10 protein-coding genes are annotated in these 16363 nt (G+C 56.5%); 4 read left to right on the top strand and 6 right to left on the bottom strand.

Translation table 11 applies throughout. The features are described from left to right. The first annotated feature begins 14 nt into the window (after positions 1–14). On the top strand, positions 15–1619 hold the full coding sequence (locus GSQ80_RS21915) for an MFS transporter (protein ID WP_158789757.1): 1605 nt from the start codon (positions 15–17) through the stop codon (positions 1617–1619). Positions 1620–1916: 297 nt separating this feature from the next. On the opposite strand, the gene GSQ80_RS21910 is transcribed toward GSQ80_RS21915, so the two are convergent. Beyond that, positions 1917–2501 carry a TetR/AcrR family transcriptional regulator gene (locus GSQ80_RS21910; protein WP_158789756.1) on the bottom strand — a complete coding sequence of 195 codons (585 nt, stop codon included), beginning with the start codon at positions 2499–2501 and terminating at the stop codon, positions 1917–1919. A gap of 53 nt (positions 2502–2554) precedes the next feature. On the opposite strand from GSQ80_RS21910, the gene GSQ80_RS21905 reads away from it, so the two are divergent. The 3 genes from GSQ80_RS21905 to GSQ80_RS21895 all read left to right on the top strand — a co-directional run bounded on the left by GSQ80_RS21905 (position 2555) and on the right by GSQ80_RS21895 (position 6425). Then, complete coding sequence (locus GSQ80_RS21905; RefSeq protein ID WP_158789755.1) at positions 2555–2956, top strand: nuclear transport factor 2 family protein; 402 nt, start codon at positions 2555–2557, stop codon at positions 2954–2956. Positions 2957–3440: 484 nt separating this feature from the next. Continuing rightward, positions 3441–4853 (top strand): multicopper oxidase domain-containing protein, encoded by a 1413-nt coding sequence (locus GSQ80_RS21900; protein WP_158789956.1) that lies wholly within the window; start codon positions 3441–3443, stop codon positions 4851–4853. Between the two features lie 231 nt (positions 4854–5084). Next, positions 5085–6425 (top strand): metallophosphoesterase, encoded by a 1341-nt coding sequence (locus GSQ80_RS21895; RefSeq protein WP_158789754.1) that lies wholly within the window; start codon positions 5085–5087, stop codon positions 6423–6425. A 539-nt stretch (positions 6426–6964) separates the two neighbouring features. On the opposite strand, the gene GSQ80_RS21890 is transcribed toward GSQ80_RS21895, so the two are convergent. The 5 genes from GSQ80_RS21890 to GSQ80_RS21870 all read right to left on the bottom strand — a co-directional run bounded on the left by GSQ80_RS21890 (position 6965) and on the right by GSQ80_RS21870 (position 16339). Continuing rightward, complete coding sequence (locus GSQ80_RS21890) at positions 6965–9745, bottom strand: glucosidase (RefSeq protein WP_216850519.1); 2781 nt, start codon at positions 9743–9745, stop codon at positions 6965–6967. 676 nt (positions 9746–10421) lie between these two features. After that, entirely contained in the window at positions 10422–11012 is a 591-nt protein-coding gene (locus GSQ80_RS21885; RefSeq protein WP_158789753.1) for a YceI family protein, read from the bottom strand. A gap of 538 nt (positions 11013–11550) precedes the next feature. Next, complete coding sequence (locus GSQ80_RS21880) at positions 11551–15009, bottom strand: TonB-dependent receptor (RefSeq protein ID WP_158789752.1); 3459 nt, start codon at positions 15007–15009, stop codon at positions 11551–11553. 762 nt (positions 15010–15771) lie between these two features. Then, entirely contained in the window at positions 15772–15975 is a 204-nt protein-coding gene (locus GSQ80_RS21875; protein ID WP_216850517.1) for a hypothetical protein, read from the bottom strand. A 4-nt stretch (positions 15976–15979) separates the two neighbouring features. Next, the gene (locus tag GSQ80_RS21870) at positions 15980–16339 is read right to left on the bottom strand and encodes a TraR/DksA C4-type zinc finger protein (protein WP_158789750.1); all 360 of its coding nucleotides are present in this window, start codon (positions 16337–16339) and stop codon (positions 15980–15982) included. Between the last annotated feature and the right edge of the window lie 24 nt (positions 16340–16363).

The raw sequence follows: 16363 nt of genomic DNA, 5'->3' as shown, positions 1-16363 counted from the left end.
AAAGTCACAAAACGATGGCTCCAGTTGCCCAATCAGGTGCGCCACGCTCGCCAAGCCCCTGGCGACCTCTTCGCAACTCGATATTCCGCAATCTGCTTGTAACCAACCTTATCTCTGATATCGGGACTTTCATGCAGGCCATTGGCGCAGCGTGGCTGATGACCTCGCTCACCAGCAATCCTCTCTATATCGCCTTGATTCAGACGGCTACCGCTTTGCCGTTTTTCCTGCTTGCGCTGCCAGCAGGCTCAATCGGAGATATCTTCGATCGCCGCAAGCTGATTTTCGGGACAGAGACCTGGATGTTTGGAATCGCGATTGTGCTCACCGTGGTCACATTCGCCGGAGCGATGACGCCATGGCTCCTGCTCTTGCTTACTCTGGGGCTATCGATCGGGGACGCCGTCGAATCGCCCACGTGGCGCGCTATTTTCCCTGAATTGGTAAATAAGGAGGAATTGCCTGCTGCCCTGGCACTGAATGGGATCGAATTCAACCTGGCCCGAGCTATCGGACCTGGCCTTGGCGGGTTCGTTGTTGCGGCTGTCGGCGTCGGCGCGGCATTTGCTTTCAATGCCCTTAGTTTCCTCGGAGTAATTGCCGTCATCGCTAAATGGAGGAGACCTGCGCGAACGAGCTCACTGCCAGTGGAGACCTTCCGGGGAGCGACCTCAGCCGGCATCCGCTATGTGCGCTACTCCCCTGGCATTCGCAGATTGTTGCTTCGGTCGGCGGTTCTCATCTTCTTCACAAGCTCCTTCTGGGCACTCCTGCCAGTAGCGGCGAAATCGATCAGCAAGAGTCCGATCACTTATGGATTTCTGCTCGGGTTTTTCGGCTTGGGAGCGGTGCTCGGCGCCATGGTCCTTCAGCGGACCCGGTCCAGGCTCTCCTCAGAGACTCTGTTGTCTATCGCCACGGCAATATTCTCGGCGGTTATCTTGAGCCTGGCATTGCTGCGCTCACCTGCAATTCTGTGCTCGCTGATGCTAATTGGAGGCGCCTCCTGGACCGCAATCATGTCCCTCTTCAACATCATGGTGCAGGAACTCGCGCCCGATTGGGTCCGCGCGCGAGTGCTTGCCGTCTACCTTTTTGTATTTCAGGGTAGCGTTGCCGTTAGCAGCACACTTTGGGGATACGTGGCGTTGCACACGAATGTTCATCTCACCCTGGTCTATGCGGGCATTGGAACTGGCGCGTGCCTGTTGTTGGCACCTTTGTTCAAACTACCAAATACGAATTTGGATCTCAGCAGTTGGAATCACTGGGCTCAACCGGCCATGATTCAGGAGCCCGCGCCAGACCAGGGGCCGGTTCTCGTCATCCTGATCTATGTCATTGATCCAGCTAAGGCACAGGAGTTTCTGGTTCAAATCCACAAGTATGAGCGAGTCCGTCGCCGCGACGGCGCAACGAGTTGGGGAGTGTTCTCCGATACCGAAACTCCGGATACCTATCTGGAGAGCTTCAAGGTTGATTCCTGGGCTGAACACGAAAGACAACATGACCGCTTCACAGTGGCCGATCGCGAGATCGAGAAGCAGGTACTGAGCTATGCCATCAAGCCTGTCGAGGTGAAGCACTATATCTATGCCCAGGTGAGCCCTCGTCCGTAGCATCTGCTGGTCCGCGTTGGGGAGCGACTGAGCAACTGACCTCCGCCATGCCTGAATGGCAACTTGAGTTATCGCTGCTGTAATGCGAATGCAGTGATCAGATTGGTCCGTGGGAGAAGTGGATTGGTGACGGTCGCATGTTGCCAGAAACGACCCTGGGCCCGGTGATAAATCGCGATCGCTTGATTCGAAGAAGGCCGGTTCTGGAAACGCGGTGAGACTTGTTGGCGCCAATCAGGGATCGCGCCTGGACAGATCGGCGGACACTAGCCGACTTCAGGGGACTGACCGTTCGACTTAGAGCCTGCGAAGGGCCGTCATAAAGTTCTCGATGTTGCGCGCCGACGAGGCCTTCCGGGGTTTCAGGTTGCTCTCAATACATAATCCGGAGAAGAAGGAGAGCACCATCTCCGCAATTGCAGACGCCGCCATCTTTGGCTTTTCTGCCTCGATGTTCATTGAAAGAAGACGCTGTAACAACCCCCGATTCTCCGTCACGGCCCCATACGCTTCAGCCGGAAGGATAGCGAACTCGCGCATGGAGTTGACGGAAAAACATCCCTGCTTCTCACCCTTGTTGAGAGGACCGTTTTTGAGAAATGTCTCGACGTTCTTCCAGCCCAGGGGCTCCCTGATCAGAAGTCCTCTCCTCCCTTGGCTCTCAAGATAGTGCCGAAGGCAGGCTACAAATAGATCTTCCTTGCCCCGGAACTCGGTATACAGCCCTGACTTGTTTACGCCTGTGACTCGTTCCAGTTGCTGGAGGCTCGTGTCCGCGAACCCGTGCCTTATATCGCAAATCCTGACCTCGTCCAGAGATTTGCCGAGAATGTCTCTCTTGCAGAGGTTGAATGGGAAACCGTGTATGCCTCTGGAGCGCATGGTTATTCCGATTACCCAAAGTACCAATCATCGTAAGAAAACAGGAGCTGAACATGCCAAAGACAACACCCGCACAGAACAAGGCGATCGTTCTCGAAGCCTTCGACACTCTCTTCAATAAACGCGACTATGCTGCAGCAGAACACTTCTGGTCGCCGAGTTACATCCAGCACAGCGCGCACATTGCACCAGGACGCGAAGGACTGTTCGCTTTGGTGCGCTCGTCGCCAGACACGTTGCGCTACGAAAACCAACTGATTGTCGCAGAGGGCGATTACGTCATCGCGCACGGCCGTTTTACGGGAATTGGAAGGCCCGCGGCCTGGATTGCGGCCGATGTTGTCCGATTCGAAGATGGTCTCCTTAAAGAGCATTGGGACGTCTTGCAGGATGAGGCAACTAGGGCCGAATCTGTCAGCGGCCTCCCTATGTTTGGCAAGAGTTTCCCTTCATAACTGTTCGATATCCTATCGGCAGGGGGAACATGGAAGGGCTGGCGCTGAAAAACTTTTCGAAGACATCGCGCTGAAGCGTATCCACTTGAGTCGTGCAGGAGACCTTCGAGCGAGGTTCCTCGGTCAGTTCGCTCGGCGCTGATACTAGTGGCGATTCATAGGTTTGCGAAAACGCCGTTTCCAGAGAACTATGTTTTCACTCTGCCCAGCCGACTTCCCGTTATGATTTTCCTTCGTGAGTGCGTTGGCGATTTGGCACTAATCCAGTAGCATCGCTGAGGAGAAGCGCGTTTGTCGGGACTCAAATCGAGGTCGTTCCGAAAGAATTGAATCCAGGCGCCTAGTCTTACCGAGGCAAATTGATAGGGAGCAGAATGATGGACTTCCCAATTCTCGACGAAACGCTCGGGCCTATGGTGGCATTCGCAGCCGGGATGAGGATCGTGTGAAGCGAAGGGATTTTGTACGACTTGGATGGGCCACCATGATCGCGACCGGGACAGGCAAGTTGCGGCCCGGGTTCGGGGAGGCGCCACAGCATCTGATGGTGCCTTCTGAACGGAAGGCCAACGAGCGGGCAGCAGATTTTACTTTGCAAATCGCGCCCATGATGGTTGAGCTAGCCCCGCAGGTTGTAATCAGCACGATCGGATACAACAATAAAGTCCCCGGTCCCCTCCTACGGACGCGAGAGGGCCGGTCCGTCACGGTTGATGTTGTGAACGACACGGACGTTCCGGAGTACGTGCATTGGCATGGCTTGTTCGTTCCGTCGGAAGTAGATGGAGTGGAGGAAGAAGGCACGCCGCCGGTGCCGCCCCACGGCAGGCGGCGCTATCAATTCGTGGCCAAGCCGGCGGGCTCGCGGTGGTATCACTCGCATACCGCAGCCATGATGGATCTGCACCGAGGCTCCTACACCGGCCAGTTCGGTTTTTTTATGATCGATTCCGCAAATGAGCCTGGACGCTACGATCAAGAAGTCTTCCTGGCGCTGCGTGAATGGCAATACTTTCTGTCAACGATGGATCAGGACGAGATGGAGGCGGATCCCAGAGACCCGATGCCCGAAAAACCCGCCACTCCAGACCTGCGACCGAACGGACTCGAAGTCAGCGCTCCTCTTTACTCGATTAACGACAAGATGCTCGGAGCAGGGGAACCGCTCCGCGTGCAGTCGGGTCAGCGCGTCCTGATACACCTACTCAATGCCAGCGCCGCCCAAATTCATCGCGTGGCTTTGCCCGGCCACAAGTTTCAGGTAATCGCTCTCGACGGCAATCCCGTGCCGGTGCCTCAGGCGGTCGATGTGATTGAGATCGCCCCGGGCGAGCGTGTGGACGCGATCGTGGAGATGAATAATCCGGGCGTCTGGATTTTAGGGGAGATCCGCAATGCCGCGCGGCAATCCGGAATGGGCATCGTGGTGGAGTACGCCAATCAAAAGCAGCGCGCGCTATGGACTCCGCCTCCGAGGTCGCGCTGGGACTACACCATCTTTGGCACCAACGCGCCGCATCCCGCGCCAGACCAGACAATCGACATGGTCTTTGAAAAAGTACCTGGCGGACCCAATGGTATCAATCACTGGCTCGTCAACGGCAAAGAATATCCGCATGAACGGGAATTCGTGTTGCGACAGGGACGCCGCTACCGGCTGGTGTTCCACAATCGCAGCGACGATTCTCACCCCCTGCATATCCACCGGCACCTGTTCGAGCTCGTCGAACTCAACGGCAAGCCGACTGCCGGAATCAAGAAGGATACGGTGATCGTTCCAGCATTTGGGCGCGCGACGGTGGATCTCGTCGCCGATCAGCCGGGCCTGACGCTGTTTCACTGCCATATCCAGCAACACATGGACTTTGGATTCATGGCGCTGTTTCGCTACGCCTAAAAGCAACGCCTCGCCTGCCAACCGGTCACCACGATCGATGACGCGTTTGTTTACGCGAGGCCCCGTTCTCCTCGGTAGCATCACGCATTTTGTCTTGCGGGTGGCATGAACGATCCTTCCAAGAAGCGGACTGCGCTTTTTCACACATTTGTCATACAAGCGCAACGTCGGAAGGCTACAAACGGAAGGCTGTAGCAACCATTTAACACAAGTCAGAATAGGAGAAATCGCATGGAGACGATTCGGAGAAAGTTGCGGGCCGCGGTGCTCATGGGGGCGACCGCCTCGGTCATGGTATTTGCAGTTGGGGCTAAGGCGCAGAACGAGAACTTCAATAACAATCAGTGGTGGCACAGCAAGGGCTGGTCAAGCGGCAATTGGATGCCGAACGACAATCCGTGGCCGTACAACAGGCTGCAAGGCTCGCCGGTGTTGGCGGTAGTGGGCGACGTTGCCTGCCAGCCAGGCGAGGAAGAGAGTGGCGAGAAGCCGGGTGAAAACTGCAGCGGCGACACCGCTCAGAATCTGCTCGCATCCCAGGCGGCCACTGCGCAACAGATTGAGAATATGAAGCCTGACCTTGTCGCGCTCCTCGGAGATGAGCAATACCAGGTAGGCCAATATTCCGACTTTGAGAACTCCTACGAGACGACGTATGGCGCTTTCAAACTGATCACGCGGCCTGCGCCCGGCAACCACGAGTTTTATACCGAGCACGGCGCGATCGGCGTTGCAGGCTACGGATACTTCTCCTACTTCAACGGCGTCCAGCACAATACCGATGGAACCGTAATGACGGCTACTATCTCTGACAACCCTGACACCGACGGAACCTTCACCCAGCCCGTGCCGCATTCTGATGGACAGGCCGGGCACTTCGCGCAGTCGGGCGGACTCGGAACCAACAGCACTGGCGGCCCAGTCGGGGTCGGAGATGGCTGGTATTCCTATAATCTGGGTTCGTGGCATCTTATCTCGCTCAATATCGAGTGCGAAACGCAGCCGGGCGGCTGCACGGGCTCCTGGATTGCTTCCGAACTCGAATGGCTGAAAAACGATCTCTCGGCGAATCATTCCGCGTGCACACTCGCCTACTGGCATCAGCCCGTGTTCAGCCCCACCAACGGAATCGCCGTACCTGAGGGCCCGACCGCTCAGCAATTTTGGCAGCTCCTCTACGAGCACGGAGCCGATCTGGTTCTGAACGGACACGACCACCTCTATGGCCGCTACCGCCCGCTTGACCCCTCTGGAAAGTCAGATCCAAGGAGAGGCATACGTGAATTCGTCGTGGGCACCGGCGGCGAGACACTCGATCCGGTCGTCACAACCACTGTGACGTCCGGCGCAGGCGAAACGAACATGGAAGATCCTAGCGGCAACCCGAACTTCAACGCAGAGAATCTCGAGGCGGGCACTGGAGAATTCTGGGGCGTGATGGGCCTGACGCTCAATCCGAACGGGTACGCGTGGGATTTCGAGTCGGCACTGAAGGATCCTGCACAGACAACTGGACCGGCTACTTACAGTGACAAGGGCGTTGGAAGCTGCCACGGTCCAGCCTTCCGGTAGCGACCGGATCGTCTTCGCGGCGGTAGGCTTGACTTCGTTTTAGTACCCATTCCCCCTTCGCGAAAAATCGCAAAGGGGGAACTTCCTTGTTTGGTTCTCAGTCCCTGTTCGCGGCGTTTCCTTATCCGCGGATTTTTTGCCAGCGACCCCCACCTTCTTACTCGTGTGGGGAACGTTGCGCTAGCCACTATCAGTGGTGGTGAGGGATAAGACAACTGGCAGCGTTGCTCCTCCAGTCAGCGTGATCGACAAAGTGGCACTGCGACTCAATCAACGCCCGAGGAAAACTTTGGGCTTTGAAACTCCTGCTAGTAAACTCCAAGCCAGCGTTGCAGCGACCCGTTGAGACCGCCCCGTTTTCCGCGAAGGTCGATAACGTGGCAATCCGCCGGCGATTGTGTGGAGTAGACCATCCTCAGGTTCCTATGGGAATGCTGTCTATCCTCCACGCGCGACAGATAGCGCTCCCGTTTCCTCGAAGGTCTAAGAACTAGAGGTGAAATTCGAGAAATTGGACTCGGGCATTCTGGAACTCATCTTTATTTCGCTACGACCGTAGCGTCGATCTGCTCTGCTGTCTGGCCTTGCCCCAGTCTGATGGCGCGTCGCTCGGCGTCCGGTTTGGCGATATCTGCTTCATCGAAGGCTCCATTGGCTTGAATGACTCGAGCGATGCATCCGGTCCATCCAGTCTGGTGGCTCGCGCCAACACCGGCGCCGGTATCTCCGTTGAAGTACTCAAAGAAGAGGACGTTGTCGCGCCAGTGCGGATCTGTCTGGAACTTCTCCGCGCTTCCGTAAACAGGCCGTCTGCCTGAACTGTCTTTGACGAACGTTCCGATGAGCCGCTCTCCTAACACCTTGGCTACCTGGAACAAGGTCATCAGCTTTCCCGAACCGGTTGGGCACTCAATGGTGAAGTCATCTCCGTAATACGCGCCAAGCCGCAGCAGCGCTGTATAGAGGAGGAAGTTTACGGGCATCCACACCGGGCCTCTCCAATTCGAGTTGCCTCCGAACATCCCGCTGTCCGAATCGCCCGGAAGATATCCGACCGAATACTTCTGCCCTGCAATGTCAAACTCAAATGGATGTTCGCGGTGATGGAGCGATAGCGCGCGAATTCCATGGGGACCAAAGAATTCGTTCTCATCCAGCATACGGGTTAGAATTCTCCGCAACTTCGCCTCGTTCACTGTAGAGAGGAGTCGTCTCCCGGCTAAGCCCTGTGCGCCCGGCATATGCAGATTCGCCGCCAGCTCCGGATGCCTGGTCATAAAAAGTTTGGCACTCCTGGCAAAGTTCGGCAGCTTGGACATGATGTCGTCCTCAAAGATGGCGACTGCGGCCAGTGGCAGCAAGCCAACCATCGAACGCACTTTCAAGCGAAACGCATCGCCGTTCGGCATCCGCAGAACGTCATAGAAAAAGCCATCTTCCTCGTCCCACATCGTGTCCTGGGCTTTGCCCATGCGATCCATGGCTCCGGCAATCCACATCGTATGCTCGAAGAACTTGCTGACATACTCTTCGAAGACCTGATAATGCAAAGCCAGTTCCACCGCAATGCGCAGCATCTGCTGGCTGAAGAAGACCATCCATGCTGTTCCGTCCGCCTGTTCGAGGTGGCCGCCACCCGGCAACGGCGCGCTCCGATCGAATACCCCGATATTATCCAGGCCTAGAAATCCGCCTTCGAAGAGATTGTTTCCTGAGCGATCCTTTCGGTTCAGCCACCAGGTAAAATTCACCAGCAGCTTGGAGAAGGCATACGTCAGGAACTGCAAGTCGCCCTTGCCGCCGTTCCTCTCCTTGTCGCTCATGTAAATCTGCATCGTCGCATAAGCGTGTACCGGCGGATTGGTATCCCCGAAGTTCCACTCGTACGCCGGTACCTGCCCATTGGGGTGCTGATAGTCGTTGCGCAGGATCAGCATGAGCTGTTCCTTCGCAAAATCAGGATCCACGACTTGGAACGCCAGCATATGAAACGCGAGATCCCACGCTGCATACCAGGGATACTCCCACTTATCCGGCATCGAGATAATGTCGTTGTTGTACATGTGGAACCACTCGCCGTTGCGTACCTTGTCTCTTAGATCAGCAGGACTTGTCGGTTCCACCTGATGTTCTCTCAGCCAGACATTCAGGTCGTAGTAGAAATACTGTTTGCTCCACAGCATGCCAGCCATCGCCTGGCGCAGCACCATGGCGCGGTCGGGATCGGCCTTTACCTTTGCGGGCGTGATTCCGTCGTAGAACTCGTCTGCCTCTTTCAGTCGCGCTGCGAACACGTCGTCGAACTCTTCAAAGGGAGAGACCTTCTGTTTAGCGGAAGCTCGGCCCAGGTGCAGACGCACGACCTCCGTCTTTCCAGCAGCAACATTCAGCGTGTAATGAGGAGCAGCCTTTGTGCCCTCCATGACGGGATTGACCGCCTCGTTCTTTCCCTGCACCAGGAACGTATGAAACGCATCTTTTACATAGGGCGATGCATTGTTGGTTCCGAATAGTTTTTGGTTGTTGTTTTCATTTTCCGTGAAGAGCAGCGGCACATCTCCTTCGCAGTACAAGGCGTAGTCCGCGAGTGACTCCTGGAAGAGTGGGTCGGTATGATGGGCCGAGATCACTCCGAACCCAGCTTCTTTGGTTCCGTTCAGCTTGGGTTTGCTGCCTGCGTCTGACCACATCCATGTGTTTCGAAACCACAGTGTTGGCAGCACGTGGAGGGTCGCTGCCTCCGGTCCCCGGTTGGCGACGCTTATCTTGATTTCAATGTTCTCCGCATCTGCCTTCGCGTATTCCACGAAGACATCAAAGTAATGATCTTCATTAAAAATCCCGGTATCCAGTAACTCGTATTCAGGCGCGCCCCGGCCACGCTCCCGGTTGGTCTTAATGAGGTCTTCATAGGGATAGGCAGTGTGCGGATACTTGTAGAGGTACTTCATGTAGGAGTGGGTGGGGGTGCTGTCGAGGTAGAAGTAATACTCCTTCACATCCTCGCCGTGATTGCCCTCGCTGTTGGTCAGGCCGAAGAGTCGCTCCTTGAGGATCGGGTCTTTCCCGTTCCATAAGGCGATCGCAAAGCACAAGATCTGATGCTCGTCGCTGATTCCCGCCAGCCCGTCCTCACCCCACCGATAGGCCCGCGATCTCGCCTGATCGTGAGTGAAATAATCCCAGGCATCGCCATTAGCGCTATAGTCCTCACGCACGGTGCCCCACTGCCGTTCGCTGAGGTAAGGTCCCCATTTCTTCCAGGGAGAAATGTGTTCTCTGGCTTCTTTGAGTCTGCTTTGTTCTTCCGCCTGTGCCATTGATGCCTCCAGGGCGCTCGCACGATGAATAGACGCGTTCGGTGTGAAATCAGAACATCTTAGATCTTAATGATTGACACTGCGGTTATCCGATCCTCGCATCGAATTCCAGCACCGGGCCGCCATCTTACTTCCTGGGAGGGGGCGCCTTGGGATTAGAAACGTGCATGTGCCGCCGAACACAGTAGTGTCTCCCTTCAACAATTGAACCAGCCAGTGCGGCTGCTGCTGCTGTCACTAGCTGCTTGGGGTGCAGAGACAGTGGCAGTGTCGGCTCTCGGCCGAACCTACTGGACTGCAGTCGCCAGGGTCCTAGGCACGCTAGGTTGCGGGTGGTTTTTCGCCCGCTCTTTAATATTATCTCCAACGCCGCGGCGCAGCGCTCCGTGGCCGCGGGCAGGACCGAGAAACTTGCGGTCATAACCCTCGTTCGCAGACTTTTCAAGATACTGGTTCTCTTTGCCGTTGTCCTTCTTCTGCTAAGCGGAGGCTCAACTCGGTTCCTATTCGAAGTTGCCGAAACGCCCGTCTTTCAGGTTCTTCCGGGGGTGCCGTCATGCCAGGCCGATTAGTTCCAATATCTCCGAACTAAAAGGCCGCTGCGGTCATTTTTGTATTACTGAAATGATTTGTTACTTGGAAGAAGGCTTTCGAGACTTCTGCGTGGCCATAAGAGCTATTGTTTGAAAGTCAACGCCGGGCCACTGACGCGCTTTACTTTGAGGTCCACATTTACCTCGACGCGGTCGGCGATCTTGATGAAAGGAATGCTGCCATCCACTCCATAGTCCTTGCGATCAAAAGCCATCATTCCCTTGATCTCACCCGAACCCGAGCCTTTTGTGCCAAAAATCGTCAAGTTCAACGTTTCCTGCTTGGAAACTCCGCGGATTGTAAACGTGCCCGGTATCTCAAAGGTGGTTGGACCGGTTTGGACAATTTTGCTCGACTTAAAGGTGATCAGAGGGTTGTGATCAACGTCGAAGAAGTCCTTACTTTTCAGTTTGCTGTCCTTCATGCCACTACCCGTATTTACGCTGGCCGCCTGCACCTTGATGTCCAAAACCCCCGAGGTTACGTCGGAAGAGGTAAACGTTAGAGTGGCGTCCCAGCTGTCGAACTTGCCGACTATAGAAACCGAGGACTTCACGTTGAACGTAATCGTGCTGGAGGCCGGTGTGACCGCAAAGACAGGAGCTTGCGCCTGGACCAAAGGCATAAGTAGTGCAGCAGCCGCGAACAATGGCAGGAGTGACTTAAATGTCATTTGTCTGTCGACTTCCTTTTCTGTTAAGGGGAGTGCCTGACTTCGGAATATCCGCCGTCTTGGACGACGCTAGCAGCTCTCGTCGCAGGAAGATACTGGTAGAAGCATCAGTATCGTTTGGGGTTTGTGTAGTTGCAGAAAACACCGTTTTTCGCAAACAACCCCGGGATCAGAGAGTGCATTGGCCTGATATCAACAACTGAGATTCGAGCTTGGCAATAGCCAAACCTTTCGAGAAGCACTTGGGCTCAGCTTTGATACCGATCTAATGATGAAAAACGGAGCGGCTAGCTGAACGGCCGACAAAGCCTTCTTTAATAGTTGAACTCGATGATCCGTAGAGGGATACCAATGCAAGCGCAGCCGGGCATTGCCGAAGATGAGCTCAATGGTGGCCAACCGGCCAAGGGTCGCGTCCAGCGTCCGCTGAAGAAACAGGCCGCCTGTTGTTTACGCTGGTGAGGTTGACGGGCGGCTTACGAGGGGAAAAAAATGGGACGGCCGAAGCCGTCCCCTGGAAATTCCTGATGGGGTGAGATCAGAAGTTGACTTTGCCGAAGACCTGGACAACGCGGCCGCCAACACCTGCGCCCTGGAAGGATCCGTAGGGGCTGGTGGGCGGAGCTGCGATGGAGGTGATGGTTCCAAAGCCGCCGCTAGCGATGTCTGCAGCCGGCAAGGCGAAGTTCGGATGGTTGAAGACGTTGAAGGCATTCGCACCGATCTGGACACTCAGAGAGTTGCGCTGGTAGAGCCTCTTATTCACTGCGAGATCGGTGTCTGCGTAGTGCGGTCCGGTGAACTGGTTGCGCGGAGCATTGCCGAAGTCGGTCTGGGTGTTGTAGGGGGTGAACTCCGCGGTGCTTAGGCAAGGCGTGACCGCGGCACTCGAACCGCAGTGATGGTTGATGCTTGGATTGGTGATGTCGACCAGGACGCCGCTAAGATCCGTGCCGTTGGTGTTGGCGGCGGACGCGGCGCTGTTGTAGACGGTGAAGGGTTGACCGCTGCGGTAGAAGCTCTTGCCGGAGACGGTCCAGCCGCTCAGCACCTGGTTCTCGATGGGGTTGTGGAACTGGAACGGCAGGGCGTAGACGAAGTCCAGCAGGAAACTGTTGCGGATGTCGTAGTCGGACACCGAGTAGTTCAGACGGCCCACGCTGTTGGGATCGATCTGCCAGTTGGATCTGGCGTTGAAGGAGTTGAAGTTGAAAGGCTCGTTGGTGATGCCGCCGTTGGAGGAATCATCCATGGCCTTGCTGTAGGTGTAGGTTGCGTCGACGGTGAGGCCCTTGCTGTCGGCGTGCTTGTAGGTAATGGAGGCGCCGTTGTAGTTCGAATGCGCGGCATTGGTGTAGCTGATCACACCCGCAAAGTTCGGATCAGGCTGACCTGTGGGCAGACCACCAAAGTTGGTGGCGGAGGCCGCGTTGACGGTACCGTTGGTGATGATCTCGTCGTAACCGGTGTTGCCAGCGTAGGCCAGGATAACGGCATCACTCCTGGTGAACTGGTGCTGAAGCTGCAGGCTGAACTCAAGGTAAGTCGGGTTCTTGAACTCGTGTGGGGCGACGGTGAAGGTTGGAGGCGCGTAGGAGGGGACGGCCTGGGACAAGGAGTCTGAGCTGGCTCCGGTGGAGATGCCGGCCTCGACGGCATTGAACGAGGCGAGGGAGTTGGCCATGGCCGTTCCAGGAACGGTGGCGTTGCCAATATCCCCGGTGGTGATGGTCGTGCTATAGACGTTGGGCAGGTTATCGATGAAGCCATCGAGGAAGCCGGCCGGATAGAGATCGGTAAACATACCAAAGCCGCCGCGGATAACAGTGCGGCCGTTGCCGGTGACGTCATAGTTGAAGCCGATGCGGCCCTGCGGATTGATCTTGGGGACGCTGGCGAAGGGGTGGGCCTGGTTGGAAGTGATCAGCTGGTTATAGGGAGTCATCGTGGTGACGCCGGGGTGCGGGAAGGCGCCATTGTAGAGCGAGAAGCAGTTATTGTTGCAGAGCGGATTGCCGGTACGGTCGAAACGGATGCCGAGAGTCAGCTTCAGCCTGGGTTGGATCTGCCATTGGTCCTGCGCATACACGCCCAAATTGTAGAGGGCGAGGTAAGCCGTCTTTTGGTTGGTGAGCGATTGAGAGAAGTTCGAACCATCACTAAAGCCGGCCGGGTTCATGGATCCGTTCGCGAAATCGCTCATGAAGAGAGCGTAGGTTCCTGCGAAATTCTGCTGCGAGTCGAAGTCGGAGATATCGACTCGACGGAAGTCATAGCCGAAGCGAAGAGTATGGTTGCCCTTGACGATGGAGAGGTCGTCGACGAACTGATACTGGGTAATGTTGCGGCCGTCGATATAGCTGTTAGGCAGCCCCAGCACCATGTTGCCTGCGAAAGCCGCGGATCCATTGGAGCCGCCATCGAGGATCGAGCTGAGATAGGTGGGGAAGGCCGCCAGCGTTGCGTTTGTATCCGCAGGTCCGAAGAAAGCGGTGTACCAGTTGGCGGCGAAGATGAATTGATTGATGATGTTGGGCTTGACGATGTAGGTATCGTTCAACTGACCTTCATAGGCTGGCTGCTTGCTGATGGTGTTGAAGACCGGGCTGACGAAGTTGGTGTAGGTGGGCTGAGAGCCGCGATCCATCTTGTAGCGTCCGAAGAGCTTGTTCCTGGGGCTGATGTTCCAGTCGGCGCGACCGGTGAAGAGCCACTCCTCGTTCGTATTGGAAGCCGTACCGAGAGCGGCGGCGGTGCAGGGAGCGGTGGTGCCGAAGGTGCCACCGCCAGGCGCGGCAATACCAAGAGCGGCAGCCGATCCGCAACCCAGGGTGCCGGTACTGTCCTGGAGAAGGCCGTTGCCTGTGGTGACCGGGACCGCGTTGGCATAGTTAGGCGACGCGTTGTAGAGGTTGAAGGCCTGCTGATAGAAGGGCACATTCGCCGCGGGCACTCGGGCCAGCAGCGCCTGCTCAAAGGGCTGCGTTGGGAAGGCGACGTAGCCGGACGCCGGCAGGACATAACGAAGGCCTTCGTAGTCGGCGAAGAAGAAGAGCTTGTCCTTGATGATGGGGCCACCGCCGTTGGCTGCCCATTGGTTGGAGACGGCGTGGGGGCGACCGACGCCTGACTGCTTGCGGAACCAGTCATTGGCGTTGAGGGCGCTGCCGTTGTACCAGTAGTCGGCGGCTCCGTGGAAGTGGTTGCTGCCCGACTTGGTGGTCCAGTCGATGATGATCCCGGCGGCGCGGCCGTACTGCGCACTGTAGCCGTTCTGCACCACGGCGGCCTCGGAGATTTCGCCCTGGCCAAGGGTGAGGTTGCTGGAACCGGAGTTGTTGAGGTTCAGGAAGGGATCTTCGTCGTCATAGCCGTTCAAGACATAGAGATTAGAGGTGCCGGGCAGGCCGTCCGAGCTGAAGTTGCCGTAGGCTCCGCCGGAGTTGAGGACAACACCAGGAGCGGTGTAGGCGACGGTCGAAATGTCTCCGCCGGGAGCGGGAAGGCTCTGGACCTGCTGTTCGGTGAGGGTGGTGACCGAGTCCGGGGACTGCGTATCGGTTAACTGCACGACCTGAGCGGTTACCGTGACGGTGCTGGCCGTGTTGGCCGGGTTCACGGTGAGGTCGAGGTTAGGCACCTGGCCGACAAGTACGGTGACCGTTGTCGGTGAACCGGAGAGACCGTTGGCGCTGGCGGTGACCTGATAGCTGGAGGGCTTGAGGAGGGAGGCGGTGTAGCGTCCCGCATCATTGGTTTTGACATTAATGGTTGCGTTGGTGGCGGTATCGACAATCTTGACGTTGGCTCCCGGAACCATAGCGCCCGTCGGATCCTGAACCACGCCGGTGAGAGCACCGGTTACGGAGTTTTGTGCGTGCAGATACCTCGGGAGCACGAGGGATGCCAACAGCAGGGCCAATGCGAGGAAGAATTTCTGGGGGGAAATGCGGGAGAACTGAAGGAGTGCTGCTTCGGGGGCCTGAATCTGTTTCATGAGGCAAATTTCCTATACGGGTAACGTGTTGGTAATTCCGTTGACGAGCTAACTGCAGACAATTTGATTGCCAAATCAATTAGAGAGAAATTGCCCAAAAGAAAGGGTAGGAGCAGTGCGGAGCGTCGAGATACCGACGCAATTCATCAATGTTTGACACTCGTATCAACTGTTGTGGGGGTGGAACTGAACTACACCATTTAAAGACGAAGGCGGGATTCACAAAGATGCATGTTCGTCGCAATAAGATGCATGGTGCTCATACCGTTGAGGGACCTGCTGTCCGACAGGCGTGCGGCTGGAGAATTGACTTTTATGACTGCCCTGGAACCGAAAGCATTGTGCATTCACGAGTTCCTTCCGCCGAAGCGAAAAACTCGCTGCGGCCCATACTCAGCAGCACCGTCATCCCATCAAGGCGAAGAGACGTGTTCACGGACGGACTCCGCCCATGCTGTCGCCTTCGTCATGTCTGCGTTCAAACACAGGCGCGCCCAAGGCGCACTGCCCTAAGTAGGGCCGAGCGACCCTAGGACAGAAAAACGCCAGGATGGCGGTGCACTGGACAAGCGAATGAGTGAGATGCCTGCAAAGTCTCGTTATTGGCAACTTCGGGTGTTTTGGCCACCGGATTGGTCAAGTTTCCGAAAACACCGTTTTCAGGGAACGTTGATCTTTCAGACGGTGATAGCCCTCAATGAGTGACTTGGCGTGTCGTCAATAGTTGAATGCCAGAGGCAGATTGTGGGGCAGCCCGCGGGGCTAGTCGTTGGCGATGATCTCGCGGGCTTGCGCGATGTGCTTTTTGATGGTGTCGATCTTATCGGGCCAGTTGCCTCCGGCTTTATCGGGGTAGGGAACGCCAGCCGCGTATTGGCGCTCGGCCTCGGCCAGATGATCGAGAAGGATGTCGAGGTGCTGCTGGGGAGTGAGGCCGGGCATAGGGTACGTATCGCCGTGGGACATAGAGTTAGAGGGTGGCCGGAGGAGGGGAGGTTTCCTCGAGTTCCAGCTGGTGTTTCAGGCAATAGACGGCCCAGGGTATCTGTTTGAGGCGCTTTTCTTCGACGGGTCTGCCGTCCACCCGGCATTTGCCGTAGTTGCCGTTTTCGATGCGTTGCAAGGCGGCCCGAACCTGCTGCAATAGCGCGGTGTCCTGATCTGCTTCCTTCAGAGACAGGCCTGAATCTTCGTCTGCGACGCTTTCATCGCTCCAATCACGGACGCGTTCGCCAGCCTCGCCCCGGGCGTCGTGTTCGGCGAGGTTCTGCTGAGCGAGCAACTCCCGCTGTTTGGCCAAAAGCAGGACTTTGTATTCTTCGTAAGCCATAACGCCCTCCGCAGTTCCTGCAGT

It is taken from the genome of Granulicella sp. L46 (assembly GCF_009765785.1).
Lineage (GTDB): Bacteria > Acidobacteriota > Terriglobia > Terriglobales > Acidobacteriaceae > Granulicella.
The sequence above is the reverse complement of the archived record's forward strand: the minus strand, read 5'-3'. Positions and strand labels throughout refer to the sequence as shown.